General features: G+C 57.8%; 14 protein-coding genes. 3 read left to right on the top strand and 11 right to left on the bottom strand.

What is annotated here, in order from left to right:
* Positions 1-135 precede the first annotated feature (135 nt).
* The 6 genes from msrQ to JSY17_RS22535 form a co-directional block, all read right to left on the bottom strand.
* The gene (msrQ, locus tag JSY17_RS22560; RefSeq protein ID WP_206403092.1) at positions 136-756 is read right to left on the bottom strand and encodes a protein-methionine-sulfoxide reductase heme-binding subunit MsrQ; all 621 of its coding nucleotides are present in this window, start codon (positions 754-756) and stop codon (positions 136-138) included.
* Positions 756-1,769: a protein-methionine-sulfoxide reductase catalytic subunit MsrP gene (msrP, locus tag JSY17_RS22555; protein ID WP_206403091.1), complete on the bottom strand. Its 1,014-nt coding sequence runs from the start codon at positions 1,767-1,769 to the stop codon at positions 756-758. Before msrP ends, msrQ begins: the two co-directional genes overlap by 1 nt.
* A gap of 63 nt (positions 1,770-1,832) precedes the next feature.
* A complete protein-coding gene (gene pssA, locus JSY17_RS22550; RefSeq protein ID WP_117166407.1) occupies positions 1,833-2,690 on the bottom strand; it encodes a CDP-diacylglycerol--serine O-phosphatidyltransferase in 858 nt (285 codons plus the stop codon).
* A 146-nt stretch (positions 2,691-2,836) separates the two neighbouring features.
* Positions 2,837-3,853, bottom strand: coding sequence for a ketol-acid reductoisomerase (ilvC, locus tag JSY17_RS22545; protein WP_117166276.1), 1,017 nt, complete (start codon positions 3,851-3,853; stop codon positions 2,837-2,839).
* A gap of 53 nt (positions 3,854-3,906) precedes the next feature.
* Complete coding sequence (gene ilvN / locus JSY17_RS22540) at positions 3,907-4,398, bottom strand: acetolactate synthase small subunit (protein WP_025258538.1); 492 nt, start codon at positions 4,396-4,398, stop codon at positions 3,907-3,909.
* Between the two features lie 2 nt (positions 4,399-4,400).
* A complete protein-coding gene (locus tag JSY17_RS22535; protein ID WP_117184090.1) occupies positions 4,401-6,125 on the bottom strand; it encodes an acetolactate synthase 3 large subunit in 1,725 nt (574 codons plus the stop codon).
* Between the two features lie 401 nt (positions 6,126-6,526).
* Here JSY17_RS22535 and JSY17_RS22530 point away from each other — a divergent pair, with 401 nt between their 5' ends.
* The gene (locus JSY17_RS22530) at positions 6,527-6,946 is read left to right on the top strand and encodes a DUF4124 domain-containing protein (protein ID WP_206403090.1); all 420 of its coding nucleotides are present in this window, start codon (positions 6,527-6,529) and stop codon (positions 6,944-6,946) included.
* On the opposite strand, the gene JSY17_RS22525 is transcribed toward JSY17_RS22530, so the two are convergent.
* The 3 genes from JSY17_RS22525 to mrcB are packed head-to-tail and all read right to left on the bottom strand — an operon-like array spanning position 6,943 to position 10,338.
* Entirely contained in the window at positions 6,943-7,269 is a 327-nt protein-coding gene (locus JSY17_RS22525) for a YqcC family protein (protein WP_117166278.1), read from the bottom strand. The two genes, JSY17_RS22530 and JSY17_RS22525, sit on opposite strands and share 4 nt — an antisense overlap.
* Complete coding sequence (locus tag JSY17_RS22520; protein WP_206403089.1) at positions 7,269-7,997, bottom strand: tetratricopeptide repeat protein; 729 nt, start codon at positions 7,995-7,997, stop codon at positions 7,269-7,271. The genes JSY17_RS22525 and JSY17_RS22520 overlap by 1 nt, the downstream gene beginning before the upstream one ends.
* Positions 7,998-8,013: 16 nt before the next feature.
* Positions 8,014-10,338 carry a penicillin-binding protein 1B gene (gene mrcB / locus JSY17_RS22515; protein WP_117184024.1) on the bottom strand — a complete coding sequence of 775 codons (2,325 nt, stop codon included), beginning with the start codon at positions 10,336-10,338 and terminating at the stop codon, positions 8,014-8,016.
* A 130-nt stretch (positions 10,339-10,468) separates the two neighbouring features.
* Here mrcB and JSY17_RS22510 point away from each other — a divergent pair, with 130 nt between their 5' ends.
* Positions 10,469-12,004: a bifunctional aminoglycoside phosphotransferase/ATP-binding protein gene (locus JSY17_RS22510; RefSeq protein WP_201016079.1), complete on the top strand. Its 1,536-nt coding sequence runs from the start codon at positions 10,469-10,471 to the stop codon at positions 12,002-12,004.
* A gap of 95 nt (positions 12,005-12,099) precedes the next feature.
* Positions 12,100-12,444, top strand: a complete 345-nt coding sequence (locus JSY17_RS22505; protein ID WP_117166282.1) for a pentapeptide repeat-containing protein — start codon at positions 12,100-12,102, stop codon at positions 12,442-12,444.
* A gap of 349 nt (positions 12,445-12,793) precedes the next feature.
* Here the strand turns inward: JSY17_RS22505 and deoC are convergent, their stop codons facing one another.
* Complete coding sequence (deoC, locus tag JSY17_RS22500; protein ID WP_117184026.1) at positions 12,794-13,573, bottom strand: deoxyribose-phosphate aldolase; 780 nt, start codon at positions 13,571-13,573, stop codon at positions 12,794-12,796.
* A 119-nt stretch (positions 13,574-13,692) separates the two neighbouring features.
* Positions 13,693-14,334 (bottom strand): ChaN family lipoprotein, encoded by a 642-nt coding sequence (locus JSY17_RS22495; RefSeq protein WP_206403088.1) that lies wholly within the window; start codon positions 14,332-14,334, stop codon positions 13,693-13,695.
* Positions 14,335-14,431 lie beyond the last annotated feature (97 nt).

Genomic DNA, 14,431 nt, shown 5'->3' with positions numbered 1-14,431 from the left:
CCGAAGCCCTTCCAGACTGACCGAGCGAACCGTTAAACACTTGCAAACTATTGATTTACAAGGCTTTTTCAGTTCCGTCTGCGCCGGAAGTGGGGCGAATTATAGAGAGATTAAATCGCCCGTCAACCGTTAATTTCAGCTTTTTACAGAACCACTGGCCTTGCGAGCGTTAAATCGGGGGATTCGCCTCGCAATCATTGGGATTCGCAGGATAAGCAGCACCGAACCGATTGCCGCATATAAAGCCCACTCCTTCAGATCAGCCCTGACAATCCAGAGCATATGCAGCAGGCCCAACCCGAGAATCACATAAACCAGCCGATGCAGCTTCTTCCAGCGCGCGCCCAATCGGCGCTGACTGTATCGATTGGAGGTCACCGCCAGAGCCAGCAACCCAAGAAACCCGAGACTACCGACAATGATGTAGGGCCGCTTGACCAGCTCGACACCCAACTGCCCCCAATCCAGCCCAAGGATAAACAGCGCATACATCGTCATATGCAGGCTCACATAGGCAAAACACCACAACCCCAGTTGCCTGCGAACGGCGATCCACCCAGCCCAACCTGTCATTCGCTGCAAAGGCGTCATCGCCAGGGTAATCAACAGCAGGATCAGCGCACCCAACCCCAACCGATCAACCAGTACCTTCCCCGGGTCCGGCCCCAGGGCAAATATCCAGGCTTGATAGAGCCAGAGGACAGGCGCAACGCAAGCAGCCAGAAAAACGCCAATACGCCACCACGGATACCGCATCAGTAATCTTTCCTCAAATCCATACCCGCATATAAAGAGGCAACCTCCTCCCCATACCCATTGAACATTTGGGTTTCGCGAACATTGGGGCTGAACAGCCCGCTCGGTAAACGCCGTTCTCGCGCCTGGCTCCAGCGCGGGTGATCGACCGCAGGGTTTACGTTGGCATAGAAGCCATACTCATTGGCGGCGATGCTTTGCCAGGTGGTTTTCGGCTGCTCGGCGACCAGACTGATACGCACGATGGATTTCACGCTCTTGAAACCATACTTCCAGGGCACGACCAGTCGCAGCGGCGCGCCGTTCTGATTAGGCAGCTCTCGCCCGTACATGCCGACCGCCAGAATGGCCAGTGGATTCATGGCCTCATCCAGTCGCAGCCCTTCCACATATGGCCAGTCGATCAAGGCAAAATCGGAGCGCTGCCCCGGCATGGACTGAGGGTCCTGCAGTGTTTCAAAACGGATGTATCTGGCCTTTGAAGTCGGCTCCACCTGCTTGAGCAATGCCGCAACAGGGAAGCCAATCCAGGGAATCACCATCGACCAGGCCTCTACGCAGCGAAGTCGGTAGATCCGCTCTTCCAACTGGTAGGGCTTCATGAAGTCTTCCAGAGCATAGCGACCCGGCTTGGCCACCTCGCCATCAATGACCACACTCCATGGCTCGGTCTTCAATGAACCGGCATTGCGAGCCGGATCGCCTTTATCGGTCCCGAATTCATAGAAGTTGTTGTAGTGGGTCGCATCCTTGAAGGGGGTTATCGCCTCATCCTTGACGTTGACGGCCTGCCATTGGGTACCCGGCAACTTTTCGGCAAACCAGGTCGGCGCCTTCCCCGCCTCGACATCGGCATATCGCGATGCATCCTGCGCACTCACCAGACGCGGCATGGCCGTAACCGCCAGACCGGCAAGGGAACCGGCCAACAGCGTGCGACGTGACAGATAGATTTTTTCAGGCGTGACGTCCGACTCTTTTGAGTCGGACGTCGAAGGTAGCTTGATCAGCATGATGACTCCGTAAACCCGGTGAGCTTATGCACCTACAGTCTACGAAGTATGAGGCATATCCGATCAGTCGGCGGACTTGTGGCGACGAAGATGCAACAGATATTGAACCGGTCCCGATAGCGCATAACCGAGGAAAATCAGCAGCAAAATGCGCGGCGGATCGCTGAAGACCACAGCGAATACCAATACAACCACCAGAATCGCAACAAACGGGACGCGGCCCCTCAGGTCCAGCTCCTTGAAGCTGTTGTACTTGATATTACTGACCATCAACATGCCGGCCGCTGCGACCAGCAAGGCCACCAGAAAAGACAGTTTCGACCCCTGGATACCGAAGTCACTGAAAGCCCAGACCGTACCGGCAACCACACCCGCCGCAGCCGGGCTGGCAAGACCGATGAAGTAGCGTTTGTCGGCCTTGCCCACCTGGGTATTGAAACGGGCGAGTCGCAATGCCGCGCCGGCGACATAGATGAAGGCGACCATCCAGCCGACCTTGCCCATATCGCCCAACGCCCAGCCGAATGCCAGCAGTGCTGGCGCGACACCAAAGGCGACCATGTCGGACAACGAGTCATACTCGGCCCCAAAGGCACTTTGAGTATTGGTCATGCGCGCTACACGACCATCCAGGCCATCGAGCACCATGGCAACGAAGATGGCGATGGCCGCGAAGGCGAAATACTTGCTCGCAGCAACCGAATCACCTGCGCTCAAGGCACTCTGGGCGCTCATGGAGCTGATGATGGAGTAGAAACCTGCAAACAGGTTCGCAGTGGTGAACAGGTTAGGCAGGAGATAAATCCCGCGGTGACGGACCTTGCGCCCTTCGGCGTCATGGCCTTCTTCAACATGCTCATCGATAGGTAGCAGACTTTCGGCGTCAGAGGCCTTGTTCGGCTCTTCAGGACGTTCGCTCATGGACATTACCTTGCAGCGGTTTTGAAAAGGTTCGACAGGTGTCTGCGACGAGGATTCGTCGACAAACGATGCAGCTTTATACCAGACACTGGTCCCATAACGAAAAAACGCGGCCAATTGGCCGCGTCCTTTCTGAACGGAAGAACTCAGTTCTTGTTCTTGTCGACGATCTTGTTCGCCGCGATCCAAGGCATCATGGAGCGCAGTTGTTCGCCGATGATTTCGATACCGTGCGCAGCGTTGTTACGACGCTTGGCGGTCATCGATGGGTAGCCGGTAGCACCTTCGCTGATGAACATCTTCGCGTACTCGCCATCCTGGATGCGCTTCAGAGCGTTGCGCATGGCCTGACGGGATTCGGCGTTGATGACTTCAGGACCGGTCACGTACTCGCCGTATTCGGCGTTGTTGGAGATCGAGTAGTTCATGTTGGCGATACCGCCTTCGTACATGAGGTCAACGATCAGTTTCAGTTCGTGCAGGCACTCGAAGTAAGCCATTTCCGGAGCGTAACCGGCTTCAACCAGAGTTTCGAAGCCAGCCTTGACCAGCTCGACGGTACCACCGCACAGAACGGCTTGTTCGCCGAACAGGTCGGTTTCGGTCTCGTCCTTGAACGTGGTTTCGATGATACCGGTGCGGCCACCGCCAACGCCCGAAGCGTAGGACAGAGCAACGTTCTTGGCGTTGCCCGAAGCATCCTGATAAACAGCGATCAGGTCAGGGATACCGCCGCCTTTGACGAATTCGGTACGAACGGTGTGGCCTGGAGCCTTTGGCGCGATCATGATCACGTCCAGGTCAGCGCGTGGCACAACCTGATTGTAGTGAATCGCGAAGCCGTGGGAGAAAGCCAGGGTTGCGCCCTTCTTCAGGTTCGGCTCGATTTCATTCTTGTACAGTTGGGCCTGGAATTCGTCCGGGGTCAGGATCATGACCAGGTCGGCAGCAGCAACGGCAGAAGCAACGTCAGTCACTTTCAGGCCATGAGCTTCAGCTTTGGCGACAGTAGCCGAACCTTTACGCAGGCCAACAGTGACATCAACGCCGGAGTCTTTCAGGTTGCACGCCTGAGCGTGGCCCTGGGAGCCGTAACCGATGATGGCGACTTTCTTGCCCTGGATGATCGAAAGGTCACAGTCTTTGTCGTAGAAAACTTTCATGGAAATCCCCTGTTATCTATCTAGGCCTTCAGGCCATTTGCTAATTGAGTTAATTAAATGCTCAGCACTTTGTCGCCACGGGCAATACCCGTTACGCCACTGCGTACTGTTTCCAGGATAGCGGCAGTGCCGATGGCCTGAATGAAACTGTCCAGTTTGTCGCTTGTGCCACTCAACTGCACGGTATAAACGCTGGCAGTTACGTCAACGATCTGCCCACGGAAGATATCCGTGGTGCGTTTGATCTCGGCACGCTGCGCGCCGGTGGCCTTGACCTTGACCAGCATCAGTTCACGCTCGATGTGAGCGCTCTCGGACAGATCGACCAGCTTGACCACTTCGACCAGCTTGTTGAGGTTCTTGGTGATCTGCTCGATCACTTCATCGTGCCCCACAGTGGTCAGCGTCAGACGCGACAGGGTCGGGTCTTCGGTTGGTGCCACGGTCAGGCTTTCGATGTTGTAGTTACGCTGCGAGAAAAGCCCGACGACACGAGACAACGCACCCGGTTCGTTTTCCAGCAAAAGGGAAATGATGTGCCGCATGATTATGTACGCTCCGTCTTGCTCAACCACATATCGCGCATGGAGCCGTCCTTGATCTGCATCGGATAGACGTGCTCGGTGACATCGACCTGGATATCGAGGAACACCAGACGATCCTTCATGGCAAATGCCTCTTCCATTTTCGGCTTCAAATCTTTCAGGTCAGTGACCCGAATGCCGACATGGCCATAGGCTTCGACCAGCTTCACGAAGTCAGGCAGCGACTCCATGTAGGAGTGGGAATGGCGAGCACCGTAGCTCATGTCCTGCCACTGGCGGACCATGCCAAGCACACCGTTGTTGAGCAGAATGATCTTCACAGGAAGGCCGTACTGCAGGCAGGTCGACAGCTCCTGGATGTTCATCTGGATACTGCCTTCGCCGGTCACACAGGCCACATCGGCATCCGGGAAGCTCAGCTTGACGCCCATGGCTGCCGGGAAACCGAAGCCCATGGTGCCCAGGCCGCCGGAGTTGATCCAGCGATTGGGCTTGTTGAAGCGGTAGTACTGAGCCGCGAACATCTGGTGCTGACCCACGTCGGAGGAAACGTAGGCTTCGCCCTTGGTGACTTCGCACAGGGTTTCGATGACCGTCTGCGGCTTGATGACACTGCCATCGCCACGGTTGTACGGGAACAGGTCGCCACCGGCACGCCATTCGTCGATCTGTTTCCACCAGGCTGCAACGGACTCCTTGTTCGGAGTCTCGCCGATGTCCTTGAGGGTCGCGACCATTTCGGTCAGTACGCTCTCCACCGGCCCAACGATAGGCACGTCGGCCTTGATGGTCTTGGAGATCGAAGCCGGGTCGATATCGATGTGAATGATCTTGGCGTTCGGGCTGAACTTGCTCGCGCCGTTGATCACGCGGTCATCGAAGCGTGCGCCCACAGCCAGGATCACATCGGTGTGGTGCATGGCCAGGTTGGCGGTGTAGCTGCCATGCATGCCGAGCATGCCGACGAACTGGCGGTCGGTGCCAGGATAGCTGCCAAGCCCCATCAGGGTGTTGGTGACCGGTGCATTGAGCATCCTGGCCAGCTCGGTCAGTTGCTCGGAACCGTTGCCCATGACCACGCCGCCACCGGCATAGATGATCGGACGCTTGGCAGCCAGGAGCATTTCGACAGCCTTGCGGATCTGGCCCGAGTGACCGCGAACGGCCGGACTGTAGGAACGCAGCTTGGCTTTTTTCGGGAAAACGTATTCGTATTTCTCGGCCGGGTTGGTCATGTCTTTCGGAATATCGACGACTACAGGACCCGGACGACCGGACTGCGCCAGATAGAAGGCCTTCTTCAGGACTTCCGGAATTTCCGAAGGATGCTTGATCATGAAGCTGTGTTTCACGATCGGACGGGAGATACCGATCATGTCGGTCTCCTGGAACGCATCGGTCCCCACCAGAGTGCTGGCAACCTGACCGGACAACACCACCATTGGAATGGAGTCCATGTAGGCAGTGGCGATACCGGTGATGGCGTTGGTTGCACCCGGACCGGATGTCACCAGCACCACGCCGGCCTTGCCGGTGGCACGAGCATAACCGTCAGCCATATGGGTGGCAGCCTGTTCATGACGAACAAGAATATGGTTTACGGCAGGTTCTTTGAACAGTGCGTCGTAGACATGCAGAAGGGCGCCACCCGGGTACCCGTAAATGTACTTAACGCCTTCGTCACGCAGGAAGCGGACGACCATTTCAGCGCCAGATAAAAGCTCCACGTTGTTCACCTCTAAAACGCCAGAATACCGTTCACTGCGGAACGGGTCTTATTAGGTTTTACTGCCAAGCAGAGCATGAGCGACGGTGGTCGCCGACTACGTCAGCACTGACTGAGCAAGTATTGGGATGTCCCTGAGTGTTGCGGAACATTCCCACCCAGCGCGAGGTAACGCGTTGCGGGTGTTACAGGTCGGCGCGGGTGTGCGCCTCATGATCTACCGAGACGGCCTGCTTCTGGCAGTCCTTCTACAGCGAACTTTGAATTGTTGTGATTCGCCCCCCTCAAGTCAAGCAATCCGTGAGCTTTCTTCCGGGCAGCGCCTTATAAGGGGGACAGACCCGGACTCGAAGCCGCTGTATATGGTAGCTTTGCGACGCACAGAATTTTCAAGGAAGTACCATGCGCTGGATGATCCTCGCGGCTGCACTCTCGATGGCGGTAAGTACAACCAGCCAGGCCGCCCAAATCTACAAATGGGTCGATGCCCAGGGGGTCACGCATTTCGATGCACAACCACCGGCAGGCCAGCAGGTAGAAGAAATCAATGTGCAAAAGCCGCCACCCGCCCCTACCGCCTCAACGGCCAGCGAGCCAGATCCTCAGCAGCAGGAGATCGATGCCAGGGTCAGAAAGCAGGTAAGGGCTCAGGAAGCCAAAATGGCCGACAACTGCGAAGTGCTGCGCACCAACCTCGCGCAACTGCAGAACAATCCGCGCGTGCGCGAGCAGACCGAAGGGGGGACAAAGCGCCTTACGGATGATGAACGCAAGGCGCGTGTTGCCGAAACGCAGAGAACTATCGCCGAGTACTGCCGTTAAGACTGGCTGATCAGCTGATCGAACTGGGCCAGAAGCTCCTGCAGCCTGCGGGCTTCACCTTGGCGGCTGGCGTAGACCATCTCGGCCATTTCCAGAATCCCCGACGAGTTGGGCAATGGAAGATCCCGCTCCAGGATGATTTTCATCCGTGGCAGGAAAATCCATTGCAGCCACTGCTCGAACTCCAGGGTATCGACGCTGAACGGCTCGGTGCTGGAAAGCGCCTCCTCGCTGGGCGACGTCTCGCTCCACCAACCCAGCACCCTCAACTCACGTTCGATAAGCAGCAGTTGCTCGGCCACTTCAGGCAGACGCCGATCCATCAGAGATTGACCCGCGCTTTCTGGCGAGCCAGCGCAGCGCCAGCCGCGTCACCCTGTTTTTCACGAGACTGGGCAATCAACTCCCAGAGACTCGCCTGCAGGCTTGCACGACCGTTGGCATAGGTCAGGGCACGACGGGCCAGTTGTTCTGCCTGGGCTGGATCGCCCTGGGCCAGACGCACCTGAGCCAGACGATAGAGCACTTGCGGCTCGCGCGGTGCCACACGCTGGGCACGCTCAAGGCTGGACGAAGCACCATTGAGGTCGCCGCTGCCTTGCTGCTGCTGAGCAGTGGTCAACAGAGCCAGTACCGGGCCATCCAGTTGCTCGTCAGCCGACAGGCCGGATGAACCGGACGGAATACCGGTTGGTGCCGGGTTGGACGGCATGCTGTAGTTGCTCACCGGAGCCGGGTCGACTGGCTGCTGAGCCACCGGAGGGGTATCGATGGTGAACGATGACTGGGAAGAAGGCGCAGAGAAAGTCTGGCCAGCACCGGCACCACCGCCAGGAACCATCACGACCACGCCGGAATCCTGCGGCACGGCCTGCGCCTGAGGAGCCTGGACGGTATTGGCTCGATAAGCTGTATTGCGCGAAGCCGAAACACGCTCGCTGTTAGACACTTTGGAGCCCGAATCCACGACCGGAATCGAGCCACGCTGCACGCTGGCACAACCATTGAGCAACGCCAGAGCCGTTACAGCCGGAATCCACCATTTATTCACGTCACACCCTCATTGCTTAATTCAACCAACCCTTGACCCAGTCCAGCACTTCGGCGGCGGGTGCCGGGCTACCGCTACAGGTAGCTCCGGGCTGAGGTTCACTGCCGCGAATATACGGCATCTGTACGGCATTCGGGCAATTGGCATCCGACCCCTGACCGGTCTGGGCATTGACCCAGGACTGGACCACGTTATCCGGCATTGCCATATCCAGCGGCAGCGGGTCGGCCTTGCGCATGAAACTGGTCCAGACCTGCAGGGCACCACTGGCACCGGTGAACGGCGTCTTGCCGTTATCGTCACGCCCCATCCACACCACCGCCAGCAGGTCCTGACTGAAACCTGCGAACCAGCTGTCGCGCGAATCGTTACTGGTGCCGGTCTTGCCTGCCAGATTCAGGGTCGAGGGCAAGACGTTATAGACCGACTTGGCGGTCCCCTCGCGCATCACCCGCTGCATTGCGTTCTGCACCAGATAAATGGCACCGGGATCGAAGCGCTGTTCGATCTGGAACGGATAACGCTTGAGCGGTTCACCCTCGGCCGTCAGCACACTACGGATACCGCGCATCGGCGTATTGAAGCCGCCGCTGGCAATCGTCTGATACATGGTGGCGACTTCCATCGGACTCAAGCCGCCAGCCCCCAGCAGCATGGACGGATACGTCGGCCACTCGCGTGTCACACCCAGCTTGGCGAGGGTCTTGAAGACGTTGGGGACGCCCAGCTCAAGACCCAGCTTGGCCGTGGAAAGGTTGTAGGAGTGCGCCAGCCCCTGGTACAGGAAAATATTCCCGTGGGCTTTGCGATCATAATTCTGAGGCTTCCAGATCTGGCCATCCGCGCCCTTGACCTGAAACGGCTCGTCGGCCACCCAACTGGTCAGGGTGTACTGACTGGGACGCTCAAGCGCGGTGAGATAGATCGCCGGCTTGACCAGAGAACCAATCGGCCGAACGGCATCGATGGCGCGGTTGAAGCCTGCAAACCCGGCCTGACGACTGCCCAGCAAGGCCTGCACTTCACCGGTTTCGGGATTGGTCACGACCATGGCCGCTTCCACTTCGTCCGAACCCTTGCGCCCGGCCAGCCGCTTGAACGTATCGTCCATGGCCGCCTGGGATTTCATCTGCAGGATCGGATCGAAACTGGTGAAAATCCGCAACCCTTCTTCGGTCAGGTCTTCATCGCGATAGTCTTCACGCAACTGTCGCTTGACCAGATCCAGAAACGCCGGGAACGAACTGTCCGCAAGGCTGCCGGTCTTGGTCACGCCCAACGGCATCTTCTTGGCCGCCTCGACCACCTGCGCCGTGGCCACGCCCTGTTGCTCCAGCAGGTCGAGAACCAGGTTGCGGCGCTCCAGCGCACGCTCCGGATTGCGACGCGGATTGTAATAGGAAGGCCCCTTGACCAGACCGACCAGCAACGCCACTTGATGAATCTTCAGTTCGGACAACGGCTGGCTGAAGAAATACTGACTGGCCAGACCGAAACCATGCACCGCACGCTGACCGTCCTGACCGACGAATACCTCATTGAGGTAAGCCTCGAGGATTTCCTGCTTGCTGTAATGCAGCTCCAGCAGCACGGACATCATGGCTTCGGTCAGTTTCCGCGTGAGGCTGCGCTCGTTGGTCAGGTAGAAGTTCTTGACCAGTTGCTGGGTCAGCGTACTGCCGCCCTGACGCATCTGCCCCTGCGAGGTATTGACCCAGATCGCCCGGGCAATGGATTTTGGGGATACCCCCATATGGCTGTAGAAATCACGGTCCTCGACTGCAACCAGGGCATCGAGCAGATAGGGCGGTGCCTGATCGAGCTTGATCAGGATCCGGTCTTCCAGATTCTTGGGATACAGACCGCCGATCATCAGCGGTTCGAGACGGGCCACCGCCAGCTTTGCACCACTGCTGCCGGAAGTCAGGTCCGCCACATAGTCGCCGGAGAAACGCACGCGGACCTGCTGCGCAGGATCGGTGCCTTCGTAGAACTGAAAGCCGCGGGTGTTGAGGTCGACGGTATTGCCATTGACTGCCGCCGCGCCCGGGCCGTTGGCCACGCTTTCGCGACGATAGCCCAGAGCGTCGAGTTCGATGAGAAAGTCATCGCGGCTCAGTTTCTGGCCGACGAATAGCTCCAGAGGCCGTGCATAGACCTTGGCCGGGATGGTCCAGCGCTTGCCGGAAAATTTCTCCTGGACCACCGCGTCCAGGTAAACGGCAACGCAAGCCAGCGCCACAAAACCGACGATACTGAGCTTCAGCACCCAGCCCAACCACTTGGGAAGGCCACGGGGAGCTGGTTTCTTGGAAGTACGAGAAGTGCGAGATCGAGTCATGGCCGCGGATTATACGCACTTTGCCAACGACCGACAGACACCTGCACCAGCGGTTTGCAGCCTCGCGCCGAGCGGCCATAATGGCGGCCATCAGCACTTACATTTCGAATCAACTCTTGAAGGATCGCCCGTGAGCCAGTCATTGATTGCAGCCCTGCAGAATCCCGCTCTCTTTCCCCATCCGGTTGAGAACTTCCGGGTTATAGAGACGCACATTTCATGGGTCCTGCTCACCGGCACCTATGCTTACAAATTCAAGAAACCGGTCAATTTCGGCTTTCTGGACTTCACCACACTTGCCGCTCGCAAACACTTCTGCAATGAAGAGCTGCGCCTCAACCAGCGCCTGACCGAAGGCGTCTATCTTGAAGTCGTCCCGGTCACCGGTTCAGCAGACGCGCCGCAACTGGGCGGCAGCGGTGAAGCCATCGAGTATGCCCTCAAGATGCGCCAGTTCTCGCAGGAAGGTTTGCTCAGTTCCCTGCAAGCCAAAGGCGAACTGACGGTCGAGCATATCGACGAGTTGGCCAGGCAGATTGCCGACGCCCACCTCAGTGTGCCGAAAGTCACCACCGAGAATGACCTGGGCTCTCCTGACAACGTCATGGCACCGGTCCTGCAGAACTTCGAGCAGATTCGTCCGTTCCTCAGCGAAAAAGCCGATCTGTTACAGGTTGATTCCCTGCAAGCCTGGGCCGAGTCCAGCTTCGAGCGCCTCAAGCCCCTGCTTGCCCAGCGCAAGGCAGACGGTTTCATCCGCGAATGCCATGGCGACATCCACCTGGGCAATGCCACGGTCATCGACGGTAAAGTGGTGATTTTCGACTGTATCGAATTCAACGAACCATTCCGCATGACCGACGTCTACGCAGACATCGGCTTCCTGGCCATGGACCTTGAAGACCGCGGCCTGAAATCCCTGTCGCGTCGCCTCATCAGTCAGTACCTGGAACAGACCGGCGACTATGCGGGCCTGGAACTGCTCAATTTCTACAAAGCCTATCGCGCTCTGGTGCGTGCCAAGGTGGCGCTGTTCAGCCAGCCTGCCGACGCCGATGATATCCAGCGTGCCGCCGCGTTGAACAGATATCGCAACTACGCCAACCTGGCCGAAAGCTACAGCGCCATTCCATCCAGTTTCCTGGCCATTACCCATGGCGTCTCTGCAGTGGGCAAAAGCCATGTGGCGATGCGTCTGGTCGAAGCCCTGGGTGCCATACGCCTGCGTTCGGATGTCGAGCGCAAGCGCCTGTTCGCAGAAAGCGCCGAGCTTTATGGTGCCGAAACCAGCAAGGCGACCTATGACCGTCTGCACACTCTGGCAGAAACTATTCTGCGCGCCGGCTTCCCGGCAGTCATCGATGCCACTTATCTCAAGCACGAACAACGTAATGCTGCGGCCAAAGTTGCCGAAACAACGGGTGTGCCTTTTCTGATTCTGGATTGCGAAGCCCCCAAGGCAGTCATTGCCGAATGGCTCAAACAACGCCAGGAACAGGGCAGCGATCCTTCGGACGCAACCCTGGAGGTGATCGAAGCGCAACTGGCCAGTCGCGAGCCACTTGATGCGGACGAAATCCTGCGCAGCAAGCACATTGAAACCAGCAAGAGCAGTGACCTGGAAGAACTGGTCGAAAACCTTCGTCAGCGCTTGCCAGGCCTGTGAAATGAACGTCGAGCCGTTGGGCGGCTAGCGCTTCACGGCTCGACAATGATGGCGATATAATGGCGTCATAATTCCAACGAACCACAGAGGCACCCATGAGCCAGCCCAAGCAGCTCGATTCGCCGCTTTACATGCTGTTGCGTAGAGATGATGTCGAAGGCTTCAATCAGGAAAAACCCAAGACAGGCACGATCGATATGGTCGGCGGGGATTTCCGGGGCCTGGACTTGCGTGCCCTTGATACGCGAGGCATCGATTTTACCGACGCCTATTTCCGCTCTGCCGACCTTCGTGGCCTGGATTTGCGACATACGCCGATGGAAGGCGCAAGCATCGCCCACGCACAGATATCGGGAGCGTTCTTCCCGCCGGAACTGTCGGCGGACGAGATCCGCATGTCGGTGACCTTCGGAACCCGCATGCGCTACCACACGCGCTAGGGAACACCTCTTCAAGCCTGCGTGCGCAATGCATGCGGGCTTTGTGTTGCGTTGACTTTCTGTAATGCCCTCCATTTCTCTTTCTGTACAGAACGAGAGCCCGGTCGTCAGCAAACTGCCCTCCCTCCATCACCACACTGACTGGCAATACGTGGCACAGACAGAGCGAATCCGTTCATGAAAAAAGAACTGTTGACTTAGAAATGAGAATCGTTATGATTATCACAACCGGTCGCGAGACTGGCCGATAACCTGAAAGACCTTGGTTCGGATTTTCAGGATTATCTCCTCATCAGGCTAATCACGGTTTTTGACCCGGCTTTTTGCCGGGTCTTTTTTTGCCTGTCTTTCAGCTTTTCCCGAGACCGGACTCCAGCACGCCCAGGCGCACCAGCAAGTCGTCCAAGAGCGTCGAAGACCCAAAACGTACCCTGTCGACATTGATCCAGTGCGGCCCGAAACGGGAACGCGCCATGTCCATGAAGCCTCGGGCATCAGTGAAGGTACGAACGCCTCCGGCGACCTTGAAACCCACCTGCCCGCCCACCTCGGCAATGGACTCAAGCACGATGCGCACCGCTTGCGGCGTGGTGCCGGCAAGCCCCCTGCCGGTGCTGGTCTTGAGAAAGTCGGCACCGCACAAAATGGCACTGCGACAAGCCTGGAGGATGATCTGCGGGTCGCGCAGATCACCGGTTTCGAGAGTGACAGTCAAGGCCACGCGACTGCCGCACGCCGCCTTGCAGGCCGTGATCATATCCATACCGGTCTGCTGGTCCCCGGATAGAAGGGTGCGAAACGGATAGACCACATCGATCTCGTCAGCACCCGACATCACGGCTGCACGCACTTCGGCTACCACAGGCTCGATACCCGGGCCGCCATAGGGGAAATTCGCCAGCGCCACCACCCGGACATCAGGAGCCTGCAGACGATCAAGGGTCGTACGCGCCAGACACACGAAACGTGGCGACACACACACTGCCGCTATCGCCCCCAAAGGCGTAACCGCACGTTGACACAGGGCGACAATCCGCTGCTCGGTGTCATCGCTGCTGAAGGCGAACAGATCAAGCAGGCTCAACGCCTGGAGAGCCAGTCGTTCATCATCTGCTGTCATTTCTTGCATGGCATCCCGCTCCGAAAAACATGAGCCGGACAATATAGGAGCACTCCCTGCAAGACATGATCACAGCCAAGTCAGAGAAAAGGACTACGCAAAGAAGAGAAAAAACCTAAGCAGTGGCGTCAGGCTCCAGGTGGGGGCTGGCGAAATTGAGCGCCGTGATCCTTTTCCGGAGTGGCTGCCGTATACCAGACGTAATCGACGCTCTGCGGCTCGACCTCTTCGCCGGCCCGGACCAGAAGCAGCACCACGACCGGATCGGTAACGCCAAGGTCGGTCAGATGCAAAGGCACTCCCACATCCTTGCGCACATGCCAGGCACAGGCAAACAACACACTCGGCACAGGAGCAGCCAAGAGGCTTTGCGCCATTCGCCGGGAAATCGGCATGACTTCATCGGCATACAGATTGGCGGACAACACCGGATAAGGCTGGGCCAGCACGTAGCGCATCAGTGGACCATACAACGACCAGTCCCAGGATTTTTGCCAGTTCAACGCTGCTGGCAGATCGGTCGGGTATTTCCCATCGGCCAGATCAGACTGAACCGCGTCTACCCTGTCCTGCTGGTCGGGATTCAGCATCTCCAATAACAGGCTGCCTTGCGGGCGCCGGGCAGCCAGTACCTGCAAGAGCCATAACTCTAATGCGTGATGATCGGGATTGTCGTGTTGCTCGCCAACCAGAACACGTGGAGCAACTGCCAGACGCTCGGCCAGTTGTTGCGCGCTCAGCGCCTGGCCATTCTTGTTGTCACGAATCATGCCTGAGTCCAAATGCCCATGCCCAACCGGGCTTTGCCTTGAGAATCAATTTGGCAAATGAGGCCGTATTTGGCAAGCATTGAGCCATACCAGACTC

Source organism: Pseudomonas capsici (assembly GCF_017165765.1).
In the GTDB taxonomy this organism is placed as follows: domain Bacteria; phylum Pseudomonadota; class Gammaproteobacteria; order Pseudomonadales; family Pseudomonadaceae; genus Aquipseudomonas; species Aquipseudomonas capsici.
Note: the sequence above shows the minus strand (reverse complement) of the source record. Positions and strands in the feature narration are given on the sequence as shown.

Bases quoted from the DNA above. Each gene is read 5' to 3' on its own strand.
- msrQ (WP_206403092.1), bottom strand. From the start codon at position 756: ATGCGGTATCCGTGGTGGCGTATTGGCGTTTTTCTGGCTGCTTGCGTT.
- msrP (WP_206403091.1), bottom strand. From the start codon at position 1,769: ATGCTGATCAAGCTACCTTCGACGTCCGACTCAAAAGAGTCGGACGTC.
- pssA (WP_117166407.1), bottom strand. From the start codon at position 2,690: ATGAGCGAACGTCCTGAAGAGCCGAACAAGGCCTCTGACGCCGAAAGT.
- ilvC (WP_117166276.1), bottom strand. From the start codon at position 3,853: ATGAAAGTTTTCTACGACAAAGACTGTGACCTTTCGATCATCCAGGGC.
- ilvN (WP_025258538.1), bottom strand. From the start codon at position 4,398: ATGCGGCACATCATTTCCCTTTTGCTGGAAAACGAACCGGGTGCGTTG.
- JSY17_RS22530 (WP_206403090.1), top strand. From the start codon at position 6,527: ATGCGCTGGATGATCCTCGCGGCTGCACTCTCGATGGCGGTAAGTACA.
- JSY17_RS22525 (WP_117166278.1), bottom strand. From the start codon at position 7,269: ATGGATCGGCGTCTGCCTGAAGTGGCCGAGCAACTGCTGCTTATCGAA.
- mrcB (WP_117184024.1), bottom strand. From the start codon at position 10,338: ATGACTCGATCTCGCACTTCTCGTACTTCCAAGAAACCAGCTCCCCGT.
- JSY17_RS22505 (WP_117166282.1), top strand. From the start codon at position 12,100: ATGAGCCAGCCCAAGCAGCTCGATTCGCCGCTTTACATGCTGTTGCGT.
- deoC (WP_117184026.1), bottom strand. From the start codon at position 13,573: ATGCAAGAAATGACAGCAGATGATGAACGACTGGCTCTCCAGGCGTTG.
- JSY17_RS22495 (WP_206403088.1), bottom strand. From the start codon at position 14,334: ATGATTCGTGACAACAAGAATGGCCAGGCGCTGAGCGCGCAACAACTG.